Here is a 13,808-nt window from a genome sequence, read left to right as displayed (position 1 = left end):
ATCAAATCTGCTTTCTGTAAACAGAGTTAACGCCATCGAACCCATCCGATGCTCAGTCTCGCCGCCGCGTCGGGAGTCTTGACGCCTCGTGATACGGGTCAATAGTTTCCGTATCATCGACTCTCAGGGGGTGCTCCCCACGGCCCCCGCACGGCCCGCACCGCCCCAGGCACGCCGCCCACGACCCGCGCGGCACCACGTGACGGCCCCACGCGCCGATGTCGCCGTCCCGACACCGCCACACAAGCCCCTTCCCCACGTTCACTCGCACCGCGCGCCGGTGGCGGCGGTGCCGACAGGAGGGACCACCCATGGGCCGCTACAGCCGGCTCCGCCGCATCCGGCGGATGGACCCGCGGCAGGACCACGAGCTGATCTTCCGGTGGATCACCCAGTACGAGTTCCCCCGCGACTACCTCCACGGGACGTCGATCGCCTTCCTCCGCGACTACGGCGTCCCGCGCGTCTCCCGGCTCCTGGACCGCACCCAGGAGTTCGAGCGGGCCGGCCAGAAGCGGTACGACGACACGGTGCTGCTCGCCTACGAGATGGTCCGCGAGGGGATGGACTCGGACCACGGCAGGTCGGCCGCCCGCCACCTGAACCGCATCCACGGGCGCTACCGCATCCCCAACGAGGACTTCCTCTACGTCCTGGCCACCACGGTGGTGGGACCGAAGCGGTGGATCGACCGGTACGGATGGCGACGGCTGTCCCGGCAGGAGACCGAGAGCCTGGCGCTGGTGGGACGGCGGATGGGCGAGATGATGGGCATCACCGGGGTGCCCGACACCTACGCCGCCTTCGAGCGCCTCCACGACGACTACGAGCGCGAGATGTTCGCGTACGACCCCGCCAACCGCAGGGTCGCGGCGGCGACGCTGCGGATCATGGCCTCCTGGTACCCGGCCCCGGTGCGGCGGGTGGCGTCCCGGATCGTGCTCGCCGTCCTGGACGAACCGCTGCTGGAGGCGCTCGGCTTCCGCCCGGAGCCGCCCTGGCTGAGGGCCGTGGTCCACCGCGCCTTCCGCGTCCGGGCCGCGCTGATCCGGCTGCTGCCCGGCCGGCCGGAGTGGCTGCCCCGCAAACCCGTGGCGCGCACCTACCCCTTCGGCTGGACCCTCGACGACCTCGGCCCGCACTGGGCGCACTCCCGCGCGCCCGAACCGCTCGCCGGCGAGGCCCCGCCGCGGCAGGCCCCCGCCCCCTCCCCCGTACCGCCGTCCCCCTCCCGTGCTTCCCGTGCCTCCCGTCAGGAGCCCTGATGACCGACACCGCCGCGGCCGCCGCGGTCTTCGCCGTCCACTCCCCCTCGACCGGTGAGCCGATCGCCGAGCACACGCTGGCCGGTCCGGAGGAGGTCGCCCGCGCCGTGGAGCGGGCCAGGACCGTCCAGACCGGGTGGGCGGCGCTGCCCGCCGCCCGGCGCCGCGACCACCTGCTGCGCTGGAAGCGGGCGCTCGCCACCGAACTGGACGCGGTGGCGGGCGTCATCGCCGAGGAGACCGGCAAGCCCGCCGGGGACGCGGCGCTGGAGGTCGTGCTCACCCTGGAGCACCTGGCCTGGGCCGCCCGCAACGCCGGGCGCGTGCTGCGCCGCCGGAAGGTGGGCACCGGCCTCTTCACCATCCACCAGCGGGCCTCCCTGGTGCACCGGCCGCTGGGCGTGGTCGGAGTGATCGGCCCCTGGAACTATCCCCTCTACACACCCATGGGATCCATCGGCTACGCCCTGGCCGCGGGCAACGCGGTGGTCTTCAAGCCGTCCGAGCTGACCCCGGGCACCGGGGTCCTGCTGGCCCGGCTCTTCGACGGTGCCGTACCCGAGCACGCCGGGCTGCTCACCACCGTCACCGGTCCGGCGTCCACCGGGGACGCCCTGGCCCGGTCGGGGGTGGACAAGCTGGCCTTCACCGGATCGCCGGGGACCGCGCGCAAGGTCATGGAGGTGTGCGCGCGGACGCTGACACCGTTCCTCGCCGAGTGCGGCGGGAAGGACCCGGTGATCGTCACCGCGGACGCGGACCTGGACGCCGCCGCCGACGCGATCGTGTGGGGTGCCCTGAGCAACGCCGGGCAGACCTGCGCGGGGGTGGAGCGCGTCTACGCCGTGCGGGAGATCCACGCGGCGCTGTGCGAGCGGGTCGTGGAGCGGGCGGGGACGCTGCGTCCGGGCTCCGGAGCGGACTCCCCGTACGGTCCGATGACGCTTCCGGCGCAGCTCGCGGTCGTCGAGCGGCACGTGACCGAGGCGGTCGCCCAGGGGGCGCGGACGCTGCTGGGCGGGCCCACGTCGGTGCGCGCGCCGTACGTCTCACCGGTGGTGCTGACCGAAGTGCCGGAGGACTCGGCCGCGATGACGGAGGAGACCTTCGGGCCGGTCGTGGCGATCAATCCGGTGGCCGACGTGGAGGAGGCGGTGGCCAGGGCCAACGCCTCCCGCTACGCCCTGGGGGCCGCGGTGTTCTGCGGCAGCGGGCGGGCCGGTGCGGAGATCGCCGCTCGGCTGAGCGCGGGGGCGGTCTCGGTGAACTCGGTGCTGGGCTTCGCGGCCGTGCCGGCGCTTCCGTTCGGCGGCTCGCGGGAGTCCGGCTTCGGGCGGATCCACGGACAGGAGGGCCTGCGGGCCTTCAGCTCCGTGCAGTCGACGACGGTGCAGCGGTTCGCCCCGCCCCTGTCCCTGACGTCGTTCACGGTCGCGGCCGCGGCCCGGGAAAGGGCGGTGCGGCTGGCCCGGTCCCTGCACCGGCGCCGCTGAGCCCTGGGCCGGCGTGTCCGGCCCCCGCCGGTGGGACAGGCAGGCCGCTCAGGCGTCCAGGAGCGGGGCCAGGTAGCGACGGGCGAAGGCCCGTGCCTGGTCCTCCTCGTCCATCGCGACGCAGCCGGCCGGGTTGAGCAGGAAGGACACGGCGACCCGCACCATCAGTTCGGCCAGCGGGCGGGGGTCCTCGTCGGGGCGGCCCTCGGCCTTCTGAGCGCGACGCAGGTGGACGGTCAGGTAGTCGACGGTCGAGGAGAGCGTGGAGCTGCCCCGCACGGTGAGGTGGGGCAGGACCAGTTCGGGTTCGAGGCGCAGCAGCCCGCCGAAGAGGGGGTGGACGCGGGTGTGGCGCAGGGCGACGACGAAGCCCTCGACGACCCGCTCCTCCATGGTCGGCAGCGGCGCCACCGTCGCGTCCAGCACCTGGTAGAACCGGTCGAGTTCGCGCAGCAGAGTGGCCTCGACGAGCCTGTCCTTGGTCCGGAAGCGCCGGAAGACGGTGACGCGGGAGACCCCGGCGCGCTTGGCCACGTCGTCCACGGAGGAGCGGCGCAGGCCCAGCAGGGTGAACTGCTCCAGGGCGGCGTCGAGGATCCTCAGCGCCGTGCGGTCCTCCGCCTCCGCCCGGACAGGTCCCCCCGGGTGGCCCGTGTCAGTGCTCATGGCGCTCACGATACCGGCGCACCCCCCGCCCTGATCTGGGTGCGGTGGGACCCGACTCCCGTACAGGCACTCGCTCTTCCGCGTCTTCCGCACCACCGCGCACGACCCGCGGGGGCGGGGCCCCGGGCCGGCCACCGGGCGGTCCTGATCGACCGACGCCGACGCCGACGCCGGCACAACGCCGACACGACACCGACACCGACACCGACACCGACACCGACACCGACACCGACGAGAGGACACCCGCATGGACGTACACGAGGCCCGCGCCCGGTTCCGGGAGCTGCAGAGGCTCCGGGAGGAGGACGGACCGGTCGACCCGGCCGTGCTCGACGCGATCTGGGCCGCGCTGGCCGCCGTCCGCCCCGAGGACATACTCGGTGCGTGGAAGGGCGGCGAGTTCCGCACCGGCCATCCCCTGAACGGCACTCTGGCGAAGGCCGGCTGGTACGGCAAGACGTTCGTCTCCCCGCACGACGCGAAACCCCTGATCTGCCGGGACGCCGAGGGGGCGTTCTACTCCGACCGCGCGCTCGGCAAGGGCGAGGCCAGCCTGTGGAGCGTCGAGTTCCGCGGGGAGACGACGGCCACCATGGTCTACGACGGGCAGCCGGTCCTCGACCACTTCAAGCGGGTGGACGGCACCACCCTGATGGGGATCATGAACGCCAAGGGGGTGCCGGCCGAGGGCCCCTTCTTCTACTTCTTCCTCGAACGCGCACCGGAGGCCGAAGAGGACGTGTGAGCCACGCCCTGGACCCCGCGCCCGTCACCGGTCCGCCGCCGGCCTTCAGGGACGGACCGGTGCCGGGGCCGCGGGCGGACGACGGGCGCGGGCGGACGACGGGGCAGGCAGCAGGGGCGCGCGGGCAGGTCACGGGGGGCGCGGCGGAAGGTTCCCTGCCGTCCGGTGGCGTGTGATTCACTGATCGGCATGGTTCCCGCCTCCCCGTCCGCCCGCCCCGTAGCGGCCACCCGGCCGCGCAACCGCAGACAGCTGATCCTCGACGCGGCCGGGCGGGTGTTCAGCGAGCGGGGGTACCACGCCGCCTCCATGGAGGAGGTCGCCGTCGGCGTGGGCATCACCGCGACCGCGCTGTACCGGCACTTCCCGAACAAGTACGCGCTGTTCGCGGAGTGCGCCGACGTCATGGTGGACGGGCTGGTGGAGGCACTCGACGAGGTGGCTCCCGAGGCGCCCCTGGCCGAGGTCCTGGCCGCCGCCGCCCGCATCACCGTCGCCCATCGCGCGTCGGGCGGGGTGTACCGGTGGGAGGCGCGCTACCTCCACCGCGAGGACCGCCGACGGCTCGGGGTGAAGTTCGACCGCCTCGTCGAGCGGGTGGACGCGGCCGTGCAGCACGAGCGCCCCCTGTCCGACGGGCGCCTGCGGGCCACGGCGGCCCTCGGCGCGATCGGGTCCATCACGATGCACCACACCTCGATCGCCCCCCGGCGGGCCGAGGAGCTGCTGGTGGCGTCCGCGCTGCGCGTGGCCGCCACCGACCCGGAGGCCGGCCTGCGCGACGCGCCCGCCGTCGCGCTGCCGGTGCGGCCGGTGCCGCGCACACGCCGCGAGGAGATCCTCGCGGCCTCCGTCCCCCTGTTCGCCCGGGACGGGTTCGCCAACGTCACGAACGGACAGATCGCGGAAGCGGTGGGGCTGACCCCGTCGGCGCTCTACCGTCACTACCCCGGAAAGATCGACATCCTGTCCGCGGCGTGTCTCCAGGCGGCGGAGCTGCTCTCCCAGGGCGTGGAGCGCGGTCTCCACGGGGTGACGGAGCCGCGGGAGGCCCTCGTCGCGCTGGCGGCGACGTACGTCGCCTACAGCTTCGAGTACACCGACCTCAACAGCGTCGCCGAGGCCGAGCTGCCCGGCCTTCCGGACGGGCTGCGGGGCCCCCTGGTCCTCGCACAGCGGCGGCACGTCGGCGTCTGGGAGCAGCAGCTGCGCCTGGTCCGCCCGGAACTGGACTCGCGCCAGGCCAGGGCGCTGGCGCACGCCGCGTTCGGCGTGGTGGTGGAGGCGGGCCGCCATCTGCGGTGGCAGGACGGCCCCGCCGAGCGGGCGGCCGCGACCGGCCTGGCCATGGCGGCGCTGGGTCTGTGAGCGCCCCGGCCGGCGCCGCCGGAAGGACGGACCCGGCGGGCCGGGCTCAGGCCGCGCGGTTCCCCGTGGGGATCGTGATGGGGGTCGTCCTGCCCGAGGAGCCCTTGTTGAGGAAGAGCATGGCCAGGGCCCGCACGAACTGGTCGAGCATGTAGAAGCTGGTCGGCATGATCGGCGACAGCCCCTCGCGGAAGAGGATGAAGGCCGGCCAGGCGGTGCGGACCAGCGCCGCGGCCGCGTAGTCGCGCCGCAGCCCCAGCCAGTCGCCGACCTGGTCGCTGAGGACGTAGCGCACGAACTCGTTCAGGAAGCCGCGGGTGACGCCGAGGTCGATCTGGGCGGTCAGGCCGAGGAGTTCCTCGGCCAGGGCGATGCCCTCGGTCGACGGAGTGAGGATCGGGGTGAGGACCTGCGCCGACTGCCGCTCGGCCTCGGCCCAGGTCCGGGGGATGTGCTCGTCGGGCACGCCGAGCAGATGGATGGCGACCTGCCACGAGTGCAGGAACGCCTCCTGGTCGGCGGCCGGGAAGGGGATCCGCCAGTCACGCAGCTTCCGGTACACGTACGTGCCCAGGCTGTGGAAGGTGACGAGGATGTCGGCGGCGCTGATCGGGATGGTCTCGTCCGCCACCGCCCGCCAGTGCGGCGACTGCGGCAGCAGGTGGCGCACGGCCGAGTGCACCACGCGCGTCTTGTTGGCCGTGACGACGAACTGTCCGGACGGCTCGAAGGCGTTCAGCTCCGCCAGGTCGTAGCCGAAGGTGAACGTCTTGGCCGCGCGGTCCTGCATGTCCGCGCCTCCCGCGGACCAGTAGACGCTCTTGGCCTCGCGGGGAATGACCGTGCTCATGATGCCGCTGCCGAGGCCGTACAGCATGAAGAGATAGGTGTCCCGGCGCCGGTTGAAGTCGGCGGCGCGGGCGAGTTTGGCCGGATCGGCCCAGGAGGGAAGCCTATTGACCCGTCCCAGGTACGCGGCGAACTCGGACGGCAGGCCGGCGGGCAGCGGGTCGTCGTTGTTCACCCAGGACGCCCAGGCGGAGTTGATCCCCGGCACCTTGCCCTGTTCGAGCATCGAGACCATCAGCGGGTCCGCCGCCTCGTCCCAGATCCACTCGGGGCCGGTGCCCGTCGCGGCCGGAGCCGCCGAGCCCGTCGCGGCCCACGCCTGGAGGGGGTTCGCCGCACTCACGAGGCCGAGGGCCACGCCGAGCGACAGCGCCTTTCGCCTGCTGAGGTTGTCCATTGACTTACCTGCTTCCCTGAGGACTCGGATGGTTCAAGATGCCGAGGTGGACTTACCGTTCGAGCAGCGCACGTGCTGCGTACCCCCGTCACACGGATGTGATTTTCGATTAACATAGCGAGGCTCCGGCCCCTCGGCAATGGGCGCGGCACAGGGCTTCCCGCCTCTCCCGCGCCGACCTCGGAGAGCACTCCCGAACCGGGCTCGTCACACCGACGGTCCGCCGAGGCCGGCCGGCACGGTCACGACGCCGCGCCGCTGGGCGGAACTCGCCGCCTCACGCGGCACCGGCAGCCTCCGTCGACGCGCCTCGACCCGTCGAGCATGCGCGGCGGCCTTGCCCGCGGTCTCCACTACTCGGCGCCCTGTCCCCACCACAGCGGCTCATCGCCGTCACCGGGACTGCCGGGCCGGCAGAAGGGACAGACGGCGGCTCGGCCGCCCGGGGTCTCGTTCCAGCAGTCGCCGAGAAGCTCGGAACGGACTCCGGAGACGTACTCGTCATGTTCGCGCGGTTGCTTCTCCATGTGCACACAACGGCCGTTTCCGGCCATGAGCACGGGCATCCGCACGCTGTGTCCGCTCCGCGACACCCCTCGGTGCAAGCCATGAATCAGCCACGACTTCGCAACAGCGCGTTTCGGCCGGACACCGCCCGCGGACGCTGTCCGACGCGACGCTTCCGCCGTGCCCTCTGACTTCTGTGTGCCGAGGTCAGATCTCCGGCATCTCGGAGCGCCGCCTCACCCAGTCGCCGCAGATGTCCCCGCCGTTGTCGGTGCTCCATTCGCGTTCGTCGACGCAGGCGTCGTCGGGCGCGCCGTCCGGGTACACCTTGGTGATCTGCACGATGTACCCGTACTCGTCAGGTATGGGCTCCTTGCAGCCTGTCACCCGGTTCCAGTAGAGCGACAGCCTTTCGCCGTTGCGCTCCGCGAACATGCACTGCCCGGCGAGGTAGTTCCGGTTCAGGCAGAGGTTGGTCTCGCTGCCGTCGTCGTTGTCGTGCCACCAGGTCATGTCGTCCGAGCCGCATTCGTCGACCGTGTCGGCGACGGCGATCACCCGGTAGTACGAGCCGGGGTCCGAGCAGGAGGACACCCGGGGCGTGGTGGAGTTCCACTCACCGGCGCCCGTGTGGTTGCTCAGGCAGTCGTCGACCTCGACGGCTGAGAACGCCTCGTCCTCGGGGCTCGGCGGAGCGGGTGTGGGTTCGGTGGTCTCCCCGGGCCGGTCCGTCGGGTCGTCGAAGGAGGGGGCGGCGGGCTCGCTGGTGGGGGCGGTGGAGGCCGCGGTCGTGGAGCCGGAGGACCCTTCGGTTCCGTCCGTACCCCTGCCGGTTTTCCACGCGACCGCGATGAGTATCGCGAGGGACACGACGAGAGCGACCGATACGAGCACGAGGCCGGCCGACCTCGCGCTCGTATCGGTCTCCGGCGGCTTCCTGTCGTCAGGGAGGTGTTTCGTCGGCTTCGGCGCGGGGAGATCCTCCGTCGCGGCCGTCGCGCTGTGCTTCGCGTACTTCCCAGGGGCCTTGGACCCCCGAGACGCCTTCGATCCCTTGGAGTCCAGGTACCTCGCCGTGTCGTACGCCGACAGCGTGCCGACCAAGGGATCGGGGAGCCATCCGCGGGCGAGATCCGCGGGATCGCGCCCGGCGCGGTCGGCGGCGTACGACATGATGCGGGCGAGGTCGGGGCGGTCGGTGGGGTCCTTGGCCAGGCAGCGGCGGACGAGGCCGCGCAGTGGCTTCGGGCAGGCGTCGAGTTCGGGGGTCTCGTGCAGGATGCGGTAGAAGAGCGCCTCGTTGTTGCCCTCGCCGAAGGCGGCCTGGCCGGTCGCCGCGTACACCGCGAGGTTGCCGAGGGCGAAGACGTCGGCGGGCGGTCCGGCGGAGCGGCCGCGCACCTGTTCCGGTGCCATGTACGCGGGGGTCCCGATCCGTAGCCCGGTGACGGTGGCCGCGGTCGCGCTCGCGGCGTGGGCGATGCCGAAGTCGATGACGCGTGGGCCGTCGTCGGCGAGCAGGATGTTCGCCGGTTTGAGGTCGCGGTGGACCAGCCCGCAGGCGTGCACGGCCATGAGGCCCTCCGCGACGCCGGCGATCAGACGGAAGACGGTGGACTGCGGGAGCGGGCCGTGCTCGGCGACCGCCTGCGAGAGGGAGGGGCCTTGCACATAGGCCGTGGCGAGCCACGGCAGAGGCGCCTCGCTGTCCGCGTCCACCACGGGGGCGGTGTAGAGGCCCTGGACGCTGCGGGCCGCTTTGATCTCCCGTTTGAATCGGCGCCGGAACTCCGGATCGTGGGCATAGTCGGGCCGGACGACCTTCACGGCGAGCGGCCTGCCGCCCGGGGTGAAGGCCAGATACACGCGCCCCATGCCGCCGCCGCCGATACGGGCCCTCAACGCGTATCCACCGACCGTGTCCGGATCGTCGGCGTCGAGCGCGGCGAACCTGCCAGTCATCGCTCCCCCGTACTCTCACGGCCGCCACGGGCGGCCGGGGCCACCCCGTTCAGGACGCGCACATGAGGGGCCGGTTCGGTGAGCCCACGATATTTGATACTAGATGGATTTTCTAGAAGACCCTTCTACTTGATCGTCCGCAGCTCCCTCTCGTCCGGCCTTCCAGGACGAGGAGTACGGGCGGCGCGTCCGGGGGCGGCCATTCCTGCGCCCGCGTGAAGGTCCTTGCCGAAGCGATGAACTGACGGCGCGCCCTTCCGTTCCCTTCAGTGGCGTCGCGTGAGGCGGGTGAAGGTGACTCCGTTGGGGAAGGCCGTGCGATCCGCGACGTCGAAGACGGTGGGGTCGTAGGAACCGTCGAACGCCACCGCCCCGGCCCCGGCGACGACCGGGTACGTCTTGATGAGCAGTTCGTCGATCTCGGGGAGCAGTGCGCCCGCGAGCCGGCCGCCCCCGCAGAGCCAGATGTCCAGGGCGGCGCCCGTCTCGCCCTTGAGTTCGCGGACCAGGGCGAGCGGGTCATCCGGCACGACGGTGACGGCCGGGTCGGTGTCCGGCTCGAGGGTGCTGGACACGACGTACTGCCGCAGGTGCGCGTAGGGACTGGTGATCCCCTGGTCGAGGGCTGGGCGGTACGTGCCGAGGCCCATGACCATGGTGTCGAAACGCCGGTTGGGCGCGTCGGCGACCCCGGCGGCCGCGCGGTACGCGGTCGGGACGGTCTCCGGGTAGAGCGCGTTCATCCAGGCCGAGTAGGCGGCGGCCTGCTGGTCGTCGCCCTGCGGGAAGAAGTCGAACTCACCGCGGGGGCCGGCGATACGGCCGTCGAGCGAGACACCGATGTAGTACACGAGCTTGCGCACCATGATCCCCTTTGCGTAGCACTCCGATCGAAGTGGTTTGAACGTAGTACTACGAGTGAAGTGGTGTCAATGTTCGGGCGGAACGACCAGCGGCGCTCGCCCTGCGTGTTTCAGGGGCGGGTGCCCGTCGGGGGGAAGGCGAGGCCCGTCGGCGTGTTCAGGCCGGTGGCCGGGAGGGTGGTCTGTCCACCGCCCGTCTCCTGGACGCGGATCACCCGGTTGTTGAAGCCGTCGGCGATGTACAGGCCGCCGCAGCCGTCGAGCGCGAGGCCGAGCGGATCGCTGAGACCGGTGGTGGGGACGGTGGTCTGGCCGCCGCCCTCCGCGATCTTCACCACGCGGTTGTTGCCGCTGTCGGCGATGTAGAGGTCCCCCGTGGCGCCGAGCGCCAGGCCGGTCGGCTGCGAGAGGCCGAGGACGGGGATCGTGGACTGGCCGCTCCCGTCGGCGGCCACCTTGACGACGCGGTCGTTGACGAAGTCGGAGACGTACAGGTTCCCGGCGACGTCCAGCGCCAGCCCCCAGGGGTGGAGCAGTCCCGTGGTCGGGACGGTCGTCTGGGTGCCGCTCGCCACGGACACCTTCACGACCCGGTCGTTGAAGCTGTCGGCGACGTAGAGGTTCCCGGCCCGGTCGAGGGCGAGCCCCAAGGGGCGCGACAGACCGTCGGTGGGGACGGTGGACTGGCCACCTCCGTCCGCCGCCCTCACGACCACGCGGTTGTTGCCGGTGTCCGACACGTAGAGGCGGCCCGACGCGTCCCCGGCCATGCCCGTCGGCCGGACGAGGCCCTCGAAGGGCACGGGTGTCTGGTCTCCGTCTCTCGTGGGCACGGCGACAACCCGGTTGTTGCCGTAGTCGGACACGTAAAGGAGTGCGTGCGCGGAGGGCCGGCCGTCCTGCGGCGGGGTCGCGCCTGCCGTCGTCGGGGGCAGCGCGCACAGCGCCGCGAGGCCCATCGCGACAGCGAGCCGACGGGCCCTCCGCCACGCGGCACGCCCTCTCGAGGACACGAGCGTCACCGTTCCGGACCTGGCCGTCGTACGTACCATGATTCCCCATCGGGTCAGAGTGGCCGGCCCACCGCCGTACCTGCGCCGACCATAGGAAGCGGCGCTGGAAGATACGGGAACCACGCCGCCCGTCCTCCCCCGGGCCACTCCAATGTCCGGGACGGACGCGTGACGGCGATCCGCGGCGCCGGGCGCCGGAGGGCGTAGCCGGCCCGGTGGTCACGGACCATGGCGCGGTGCCGGCGCCGGTGCAGACGTCGCCTACGCCTCAAAGGGCATGATCAAGCCGACTTTCCGTCCCCGGCACGGCGCGTGGGCGCCGCCGAAGCGGCTGACATGCTCAGGGGCGTACTGACGTCCGCCTGGCCGAGCCCCGACGCGACCCACGGGCACGGCGCCGTACGGGAATCCGAGCCGGACAGCCGGCCGGTTCCCGCCCCCGGTCCGAGAGCCGAACGGCACCGGACGTGGCGGTGGAGCCCTCCTCCGCCCGATGATGCCGGAGCAGGCTCCCTCTTCGGCACCGTCCGTGGCGACCCCCACGGTCCCCGACCGGCCGGTGCCGACGCGGGCCACGGCAGTTGCCTTTGAGTTGCGGGGGATCGTCGCCCTGTCTGTGACGGAGCAGGGCGCGGGCCGGTAGGTCAGACACCCTCCGTACCATCCAGAGATGATCAACCCGTTCTTCCACACGCCCAGACGCCGCTTCATCACCCTGGCCACGCTGGCTGCCGTCATCGCCTTCGGGTGGTACGCCGTTCAGCCGGTCCATCCACGATGCAAGACCTACGCAGTCGGCTCAGGGTCCCTCACGTCCGCCGGCGCTTCGGCGGAAGAGAGGGAAGCCGTAGCCCGGCAGGCTTACGAGGATGCCCTGGCCGACGGCGCGTGCGGACCATCACGCGCCCGATTCCGAGACTGGATCGGCTGACCTGAGCCCGCAGTCTTGAAGCGCTGCGTCCCTCGGTGCCGTCGTGGGGGCCTCGGGCCGCAGGTCTGTCAGTGCTGGGAGGCAGACTGCTGTGCATGACTTTGGTGACTGCACGGGATTACGCCTGGATACGTTCCTCCCGGATGTTCGGCGACGCGATGGCGGGCGGATACGGCCTGGCCCTTGTCCGCGGCATCGCCCCCACCGACGTGCTGCGTCTGATGGAGGCCGAGCCGAAGGGCACGGGTGAGGGACTGGACGCTCTGGTCGAGGAGCATCTGGAACATCGCTCTGCGACGGACTACTGGGACGACTCCTTCATCGCGGGCGCTTTCGTCGTGCCGGGCACGGAAGGTGACTGGACGCTCGTCTTCGACTTCAACGGGGGCGTGGGGATGTCACGGTTCATGCCGTCCCTGTCGCAGAACGGGCGAGCCGTGTCGCATTCCACCAACGGGGGCGCACCGATCGACCTTTTCGACTGGTTCGAGGACGGTGAGCTGCGGACCGGCTTCGAATGGCCCGCGAACAGATACGGCAGCGCCCCGGACGAGCTGGTACCGATGATGCGTGAGATCGGCTTCGTCCTGACCGAGGACGAGGACGGCACAGGCCCGAGTACCGATACCAAGGCAGCGGTGCTTGCCCTCACCGAGCGTCTGACGGGCGTACGGCTCACAGAGGAACTTCTCCAGAATGCCGAGTACCACCTCGGACATGTTCCGGAGGCGCCCGCCGCGGAGTGGACCAAGATGGTCATCGACGTCACCGGCGCGGACGGGGAACGGTTCTACAAAGAGGTCACCCGCGAGGAGGTGGAGGCCGCCACTGCCCTCGCCCGGGCCCGAGCCGAGGAACCGATCGTGATTCTCGGTCCCTCGTCGCCTACTCCTTAAACGGTGACGGGGCTCGGGTTCCCCTGAGTATCGGTCTTCCGGCCCGGTGGTTGCTCTTCGGCTTCGTGTTCTGGTTGTTCCGGACGATCGGCACGGACGACCAGGGGCCGTTCTCCGCCCGGTACCTGCACGAGGGCGGGAAGACGAAGCTCTACGTCGTCGACGACGCGAGCGGCCACGGCATCGCCCTCGCCTCCGGCCTCACGGCCGAGTGGAAGAAGCTCGGGGGGGCCGTCGTCGGCACCGAGCAGGTGGATCCCGACGAACGCTCCTTCGCGGGCCTCGCCGTCAGGGTGCGGTCCTCGGGCGCCGAGGCCGTCTACTTCGGCGGCTACTACGACACCGCGGCACGGGTGTCCCAGCAGCTCGAGCAGGCGGGAGTGACGATCCCCCTGATGGGCGGCGACGGCCTCTTCGGCCAGCAGTACCTCACGGGGAACCCTCAGGCCGACGGCGACCTCGCGACCCAGCTCGGCGCACCGGCGACGGAGTCGGCGGCGGGACGGGACTTCCTGACCCGGTACGGCGCAGCGGGCTACTCCCAGCCGCCCGGCTGGTACGGCCCCTACGCCTATGACGCGACCTTGGCCCTCATCGAAGCGGTGAAGGCCGTCGCGGAGGCGGAGGACGGCACACTCTCCGCCGGCGTCCGGGCGAAGCTGCCAGGAGCCGTCGAGCAGCCGGCCGTCGACGGCGTCACGGACGGCGTCGCCTTCGACGGCGGGGACATCGCCGACCGCCGACTGACGGTGTACCGGGTGGACGGCGGAAGCCGGCGGGCCGTGACGACCGGACCTTCCACCCCATGACGGGGTGCGCCCTCAGCCGCACCGGCGGCAGCCGCATCGGGGCA

At 71.8% G+C, this 13,808-nt stretch carries 12 protein-coding genes; 7 read left to right on the top strand and 5 right to left on the bottom strand.

Going from position 1 to position 13,808, the window contains the following annotated elements:
• Nucleotides 1-311 precede the first annotated feature (311 nt).
• On the top strand, nucleotides 312-1,265 hold the full coding sequence (locus ACFVU3_RS26925; protein ID WP_390070098.1) for an oxygenase MpaB family protein: 954 nt from the start codon (nucleotides 312-314) through the stop codon (nucleotides 1,263-1,265).
• Entirely contained in the window at nucleotides 1,265-2,758 is a 1,494-nt protein-coding gene (locus tag ACFVU3_RS26920; RefSeq protein ID WP_390070097.1) for an aldehyde dehydrogenase family protein, read from the top strand. Before ACFVU3_RS26925 ends, ACFVU3_RS26920 begins: the two co-directional genes overlap by 1 nt.
• 48 nt (nucleotides 2,759-2,806) lie before the next feature.
• Here the strand turns inward: ACFVU3_RS26920 and ACFVU3_RS26915 are convergent, their stop codons facing one another.
• Nucleotides 2,807-3,424 (bottom strand): TetR/AcrR family transcriptional regulator, encoded by a 618-nt coding sequence (locus ACFVU3_RS26915; RefSeq protein WP_390070095.1) that lies wholly within the window; start codon nucleotides 3,422-3,424, stop codon nucleotides 2,807-2,809.
• A gap of 247 nt (nucleotides 3,425-3,671) precedes the next feature.
• Between ACFVU3_RS26915 and ACFVU3_RS26910 the strand changes: the two genes are divergently transcribed.
• Together ACFVU3_RS26910 and ACFVU3_RS26905 are read left to right on the top strand one after the other, a co-directional pair.
• The gene (locus tag ACFVU3_RS26910) at nucleotides 3,672-4,169 is read left to right on the top strand and encodes a DUF4334 domain-containing protein (RefSeq protein WP_390070094.1); all 498 of its coding nucleotides are present in this window, start codon (nucleotides 3,672-3,674) and stop codon (nucleotides 4,167-4,169) included.
• A gap of 189 nt (nucleotides 4,170-4,358) precedes the next feature.
• Nucleotides 4,359-5,537 carry a TetR/AcrR family transcriptional regulator gene (locus tag ACFVU3_RS26905; RefSeq protein ID WP_390070093.1) on the top strand — a complete coding sequence of 393 codons (1,179 nt, stop codon included), beginning with the start codon at nucleotides 4,359-4,361 and terminating at the stop codon, nucleotides 5,535-5,537.
• Nucleotides 5,538-5,583: 46 nt separating this feature from the next.
• On the opposite strand, the gene ACFVU3_RS26900 is transcribed toward ACFVU3_RS26905, so the two are convergent.
• From ACFVU3_RS26900 to ACFVU3_RS26885, 4 genes are all read right to left on the bottom strand, one after another.
• A complete protein-coding gene (locus tag ACFVU3_RS26900) occupies nucleotides 5,584-6,783 on the bottom strand; it encodes an oxygenase MpaB family protein (protein WP_390070091.1) in 1,200 nt (399 codons plus the stop codon).
• Nucleotides 6,784-7,497: 714 nt separating this feature from the next.
• Nucleotides 7,498-9,252 carry a serine/threonine protein kinase gene (locus ACFVU3_RS26895; RefSeq protein ID WP_390070089.1) on the bottom strand — a complete coding sequence of 585 codons (1,755 nt, stop codon included), beginning with the start codon at nucleotides 9,250-9,252 and terminating at the stop codon, nucleotides 7,498-7,500.
• Between the two features lie 266 nt (nucleotides 9,253-9,518).
• Nucleotides 9,519-10,115, bottom strand: a complete 597-nt coding sequence (locus tag ACFVU3_RS26890) for a dihydrofolate reductase family protein (RefSeq protein WP_390070209.1) — start codon at nucleotides 10,113-10,115, stop codon at nucleotides 9,519-9,521.
• 110 nt (nucleotides 10,116-10,225) lie between these two features.
• Nucleotides 10,226-10,918: an SMP-30/gluconolactonase/LRE family protein gene (locus tag ACFVU3_RS26885; protein ID WP_390070087.1), complete on the bottom strand. Its 693-nt coding sequence runs from the start codon at nucleotides 10,916-10,918 to the stop codon at nucleotides 10,226-10,228.
• Nucleotides 10,919-11,798: 880 nt separating this feature from the next.
• Here ACFVU3_RS26885 and ACFVU3_RS26880 point away from each other — a divergent pair.
• The 3 genes from ACFVU3_RS26880 to ACFVU3_RS26870 all read left to right on the top strand — a co-directional run bounded on the left by ACFVU3_RS26880 (nucleotide 11,799) and on the right by ACFVU3_RS26870 (nucleotide 13,764).
• Nucleotides 11,799-12,059 (top strand): hypothetical protein, encoded by a 261-nt coding sequence (locus ACFVU3_RS26880; protein WP_390070085.1) that lies wholly within the window; start codon nucleotides 11,799-11,801, stop codon nucleotides 12,057-12,059.
• Nucleotides 12,060-12,154: 95 nt separating this feature from the next.
• Nucleotides 12,155-12,955: a DUF6461 domain-containing protein gene (locus ACFVU3_RS26875; protein ID WP_390070083.1), complete on the top strand. Its 801-nt coding sequence runs from the start codon at nucleotides 12,155-12,157 to the stop codon at nucleotides 12,953-12,955.
• Nucleotides 12,956-13,020: 65 nt separating this feature from the next.
• Nucleotides 13,021-13,764, top strand: a complete 744-nt coding sequence (locus ACFVU3_RS26870; RefSeq protein WP_390070082.1) for a branched-chain amino acid ABC transporter substrate-binding protein — start codon at nucleotides 13,021-13,023, stop codon at nucleotides 13,762-13,764.
• The last annotated feature ends 44 nt before the right edge of the window (nucleotides 13,765-13,808 follow it).

The sequence above is a fragment of the Streptomyces sp. NPDC058052 genome (assembly GCF_042885515.1).
In the GTDB taxonomy this organism is placed as follows: domain Bacteria; phylum Actinomycetota; class Actinomycetes; order Streptomycetales; family Streptomycetaceae; genus Streptomyces.
The sequence above is the reverse complement of the archived record's forward strand: the minus strand, read 5'-3'. Positions and strand labels throughout refer to the sequence as shown.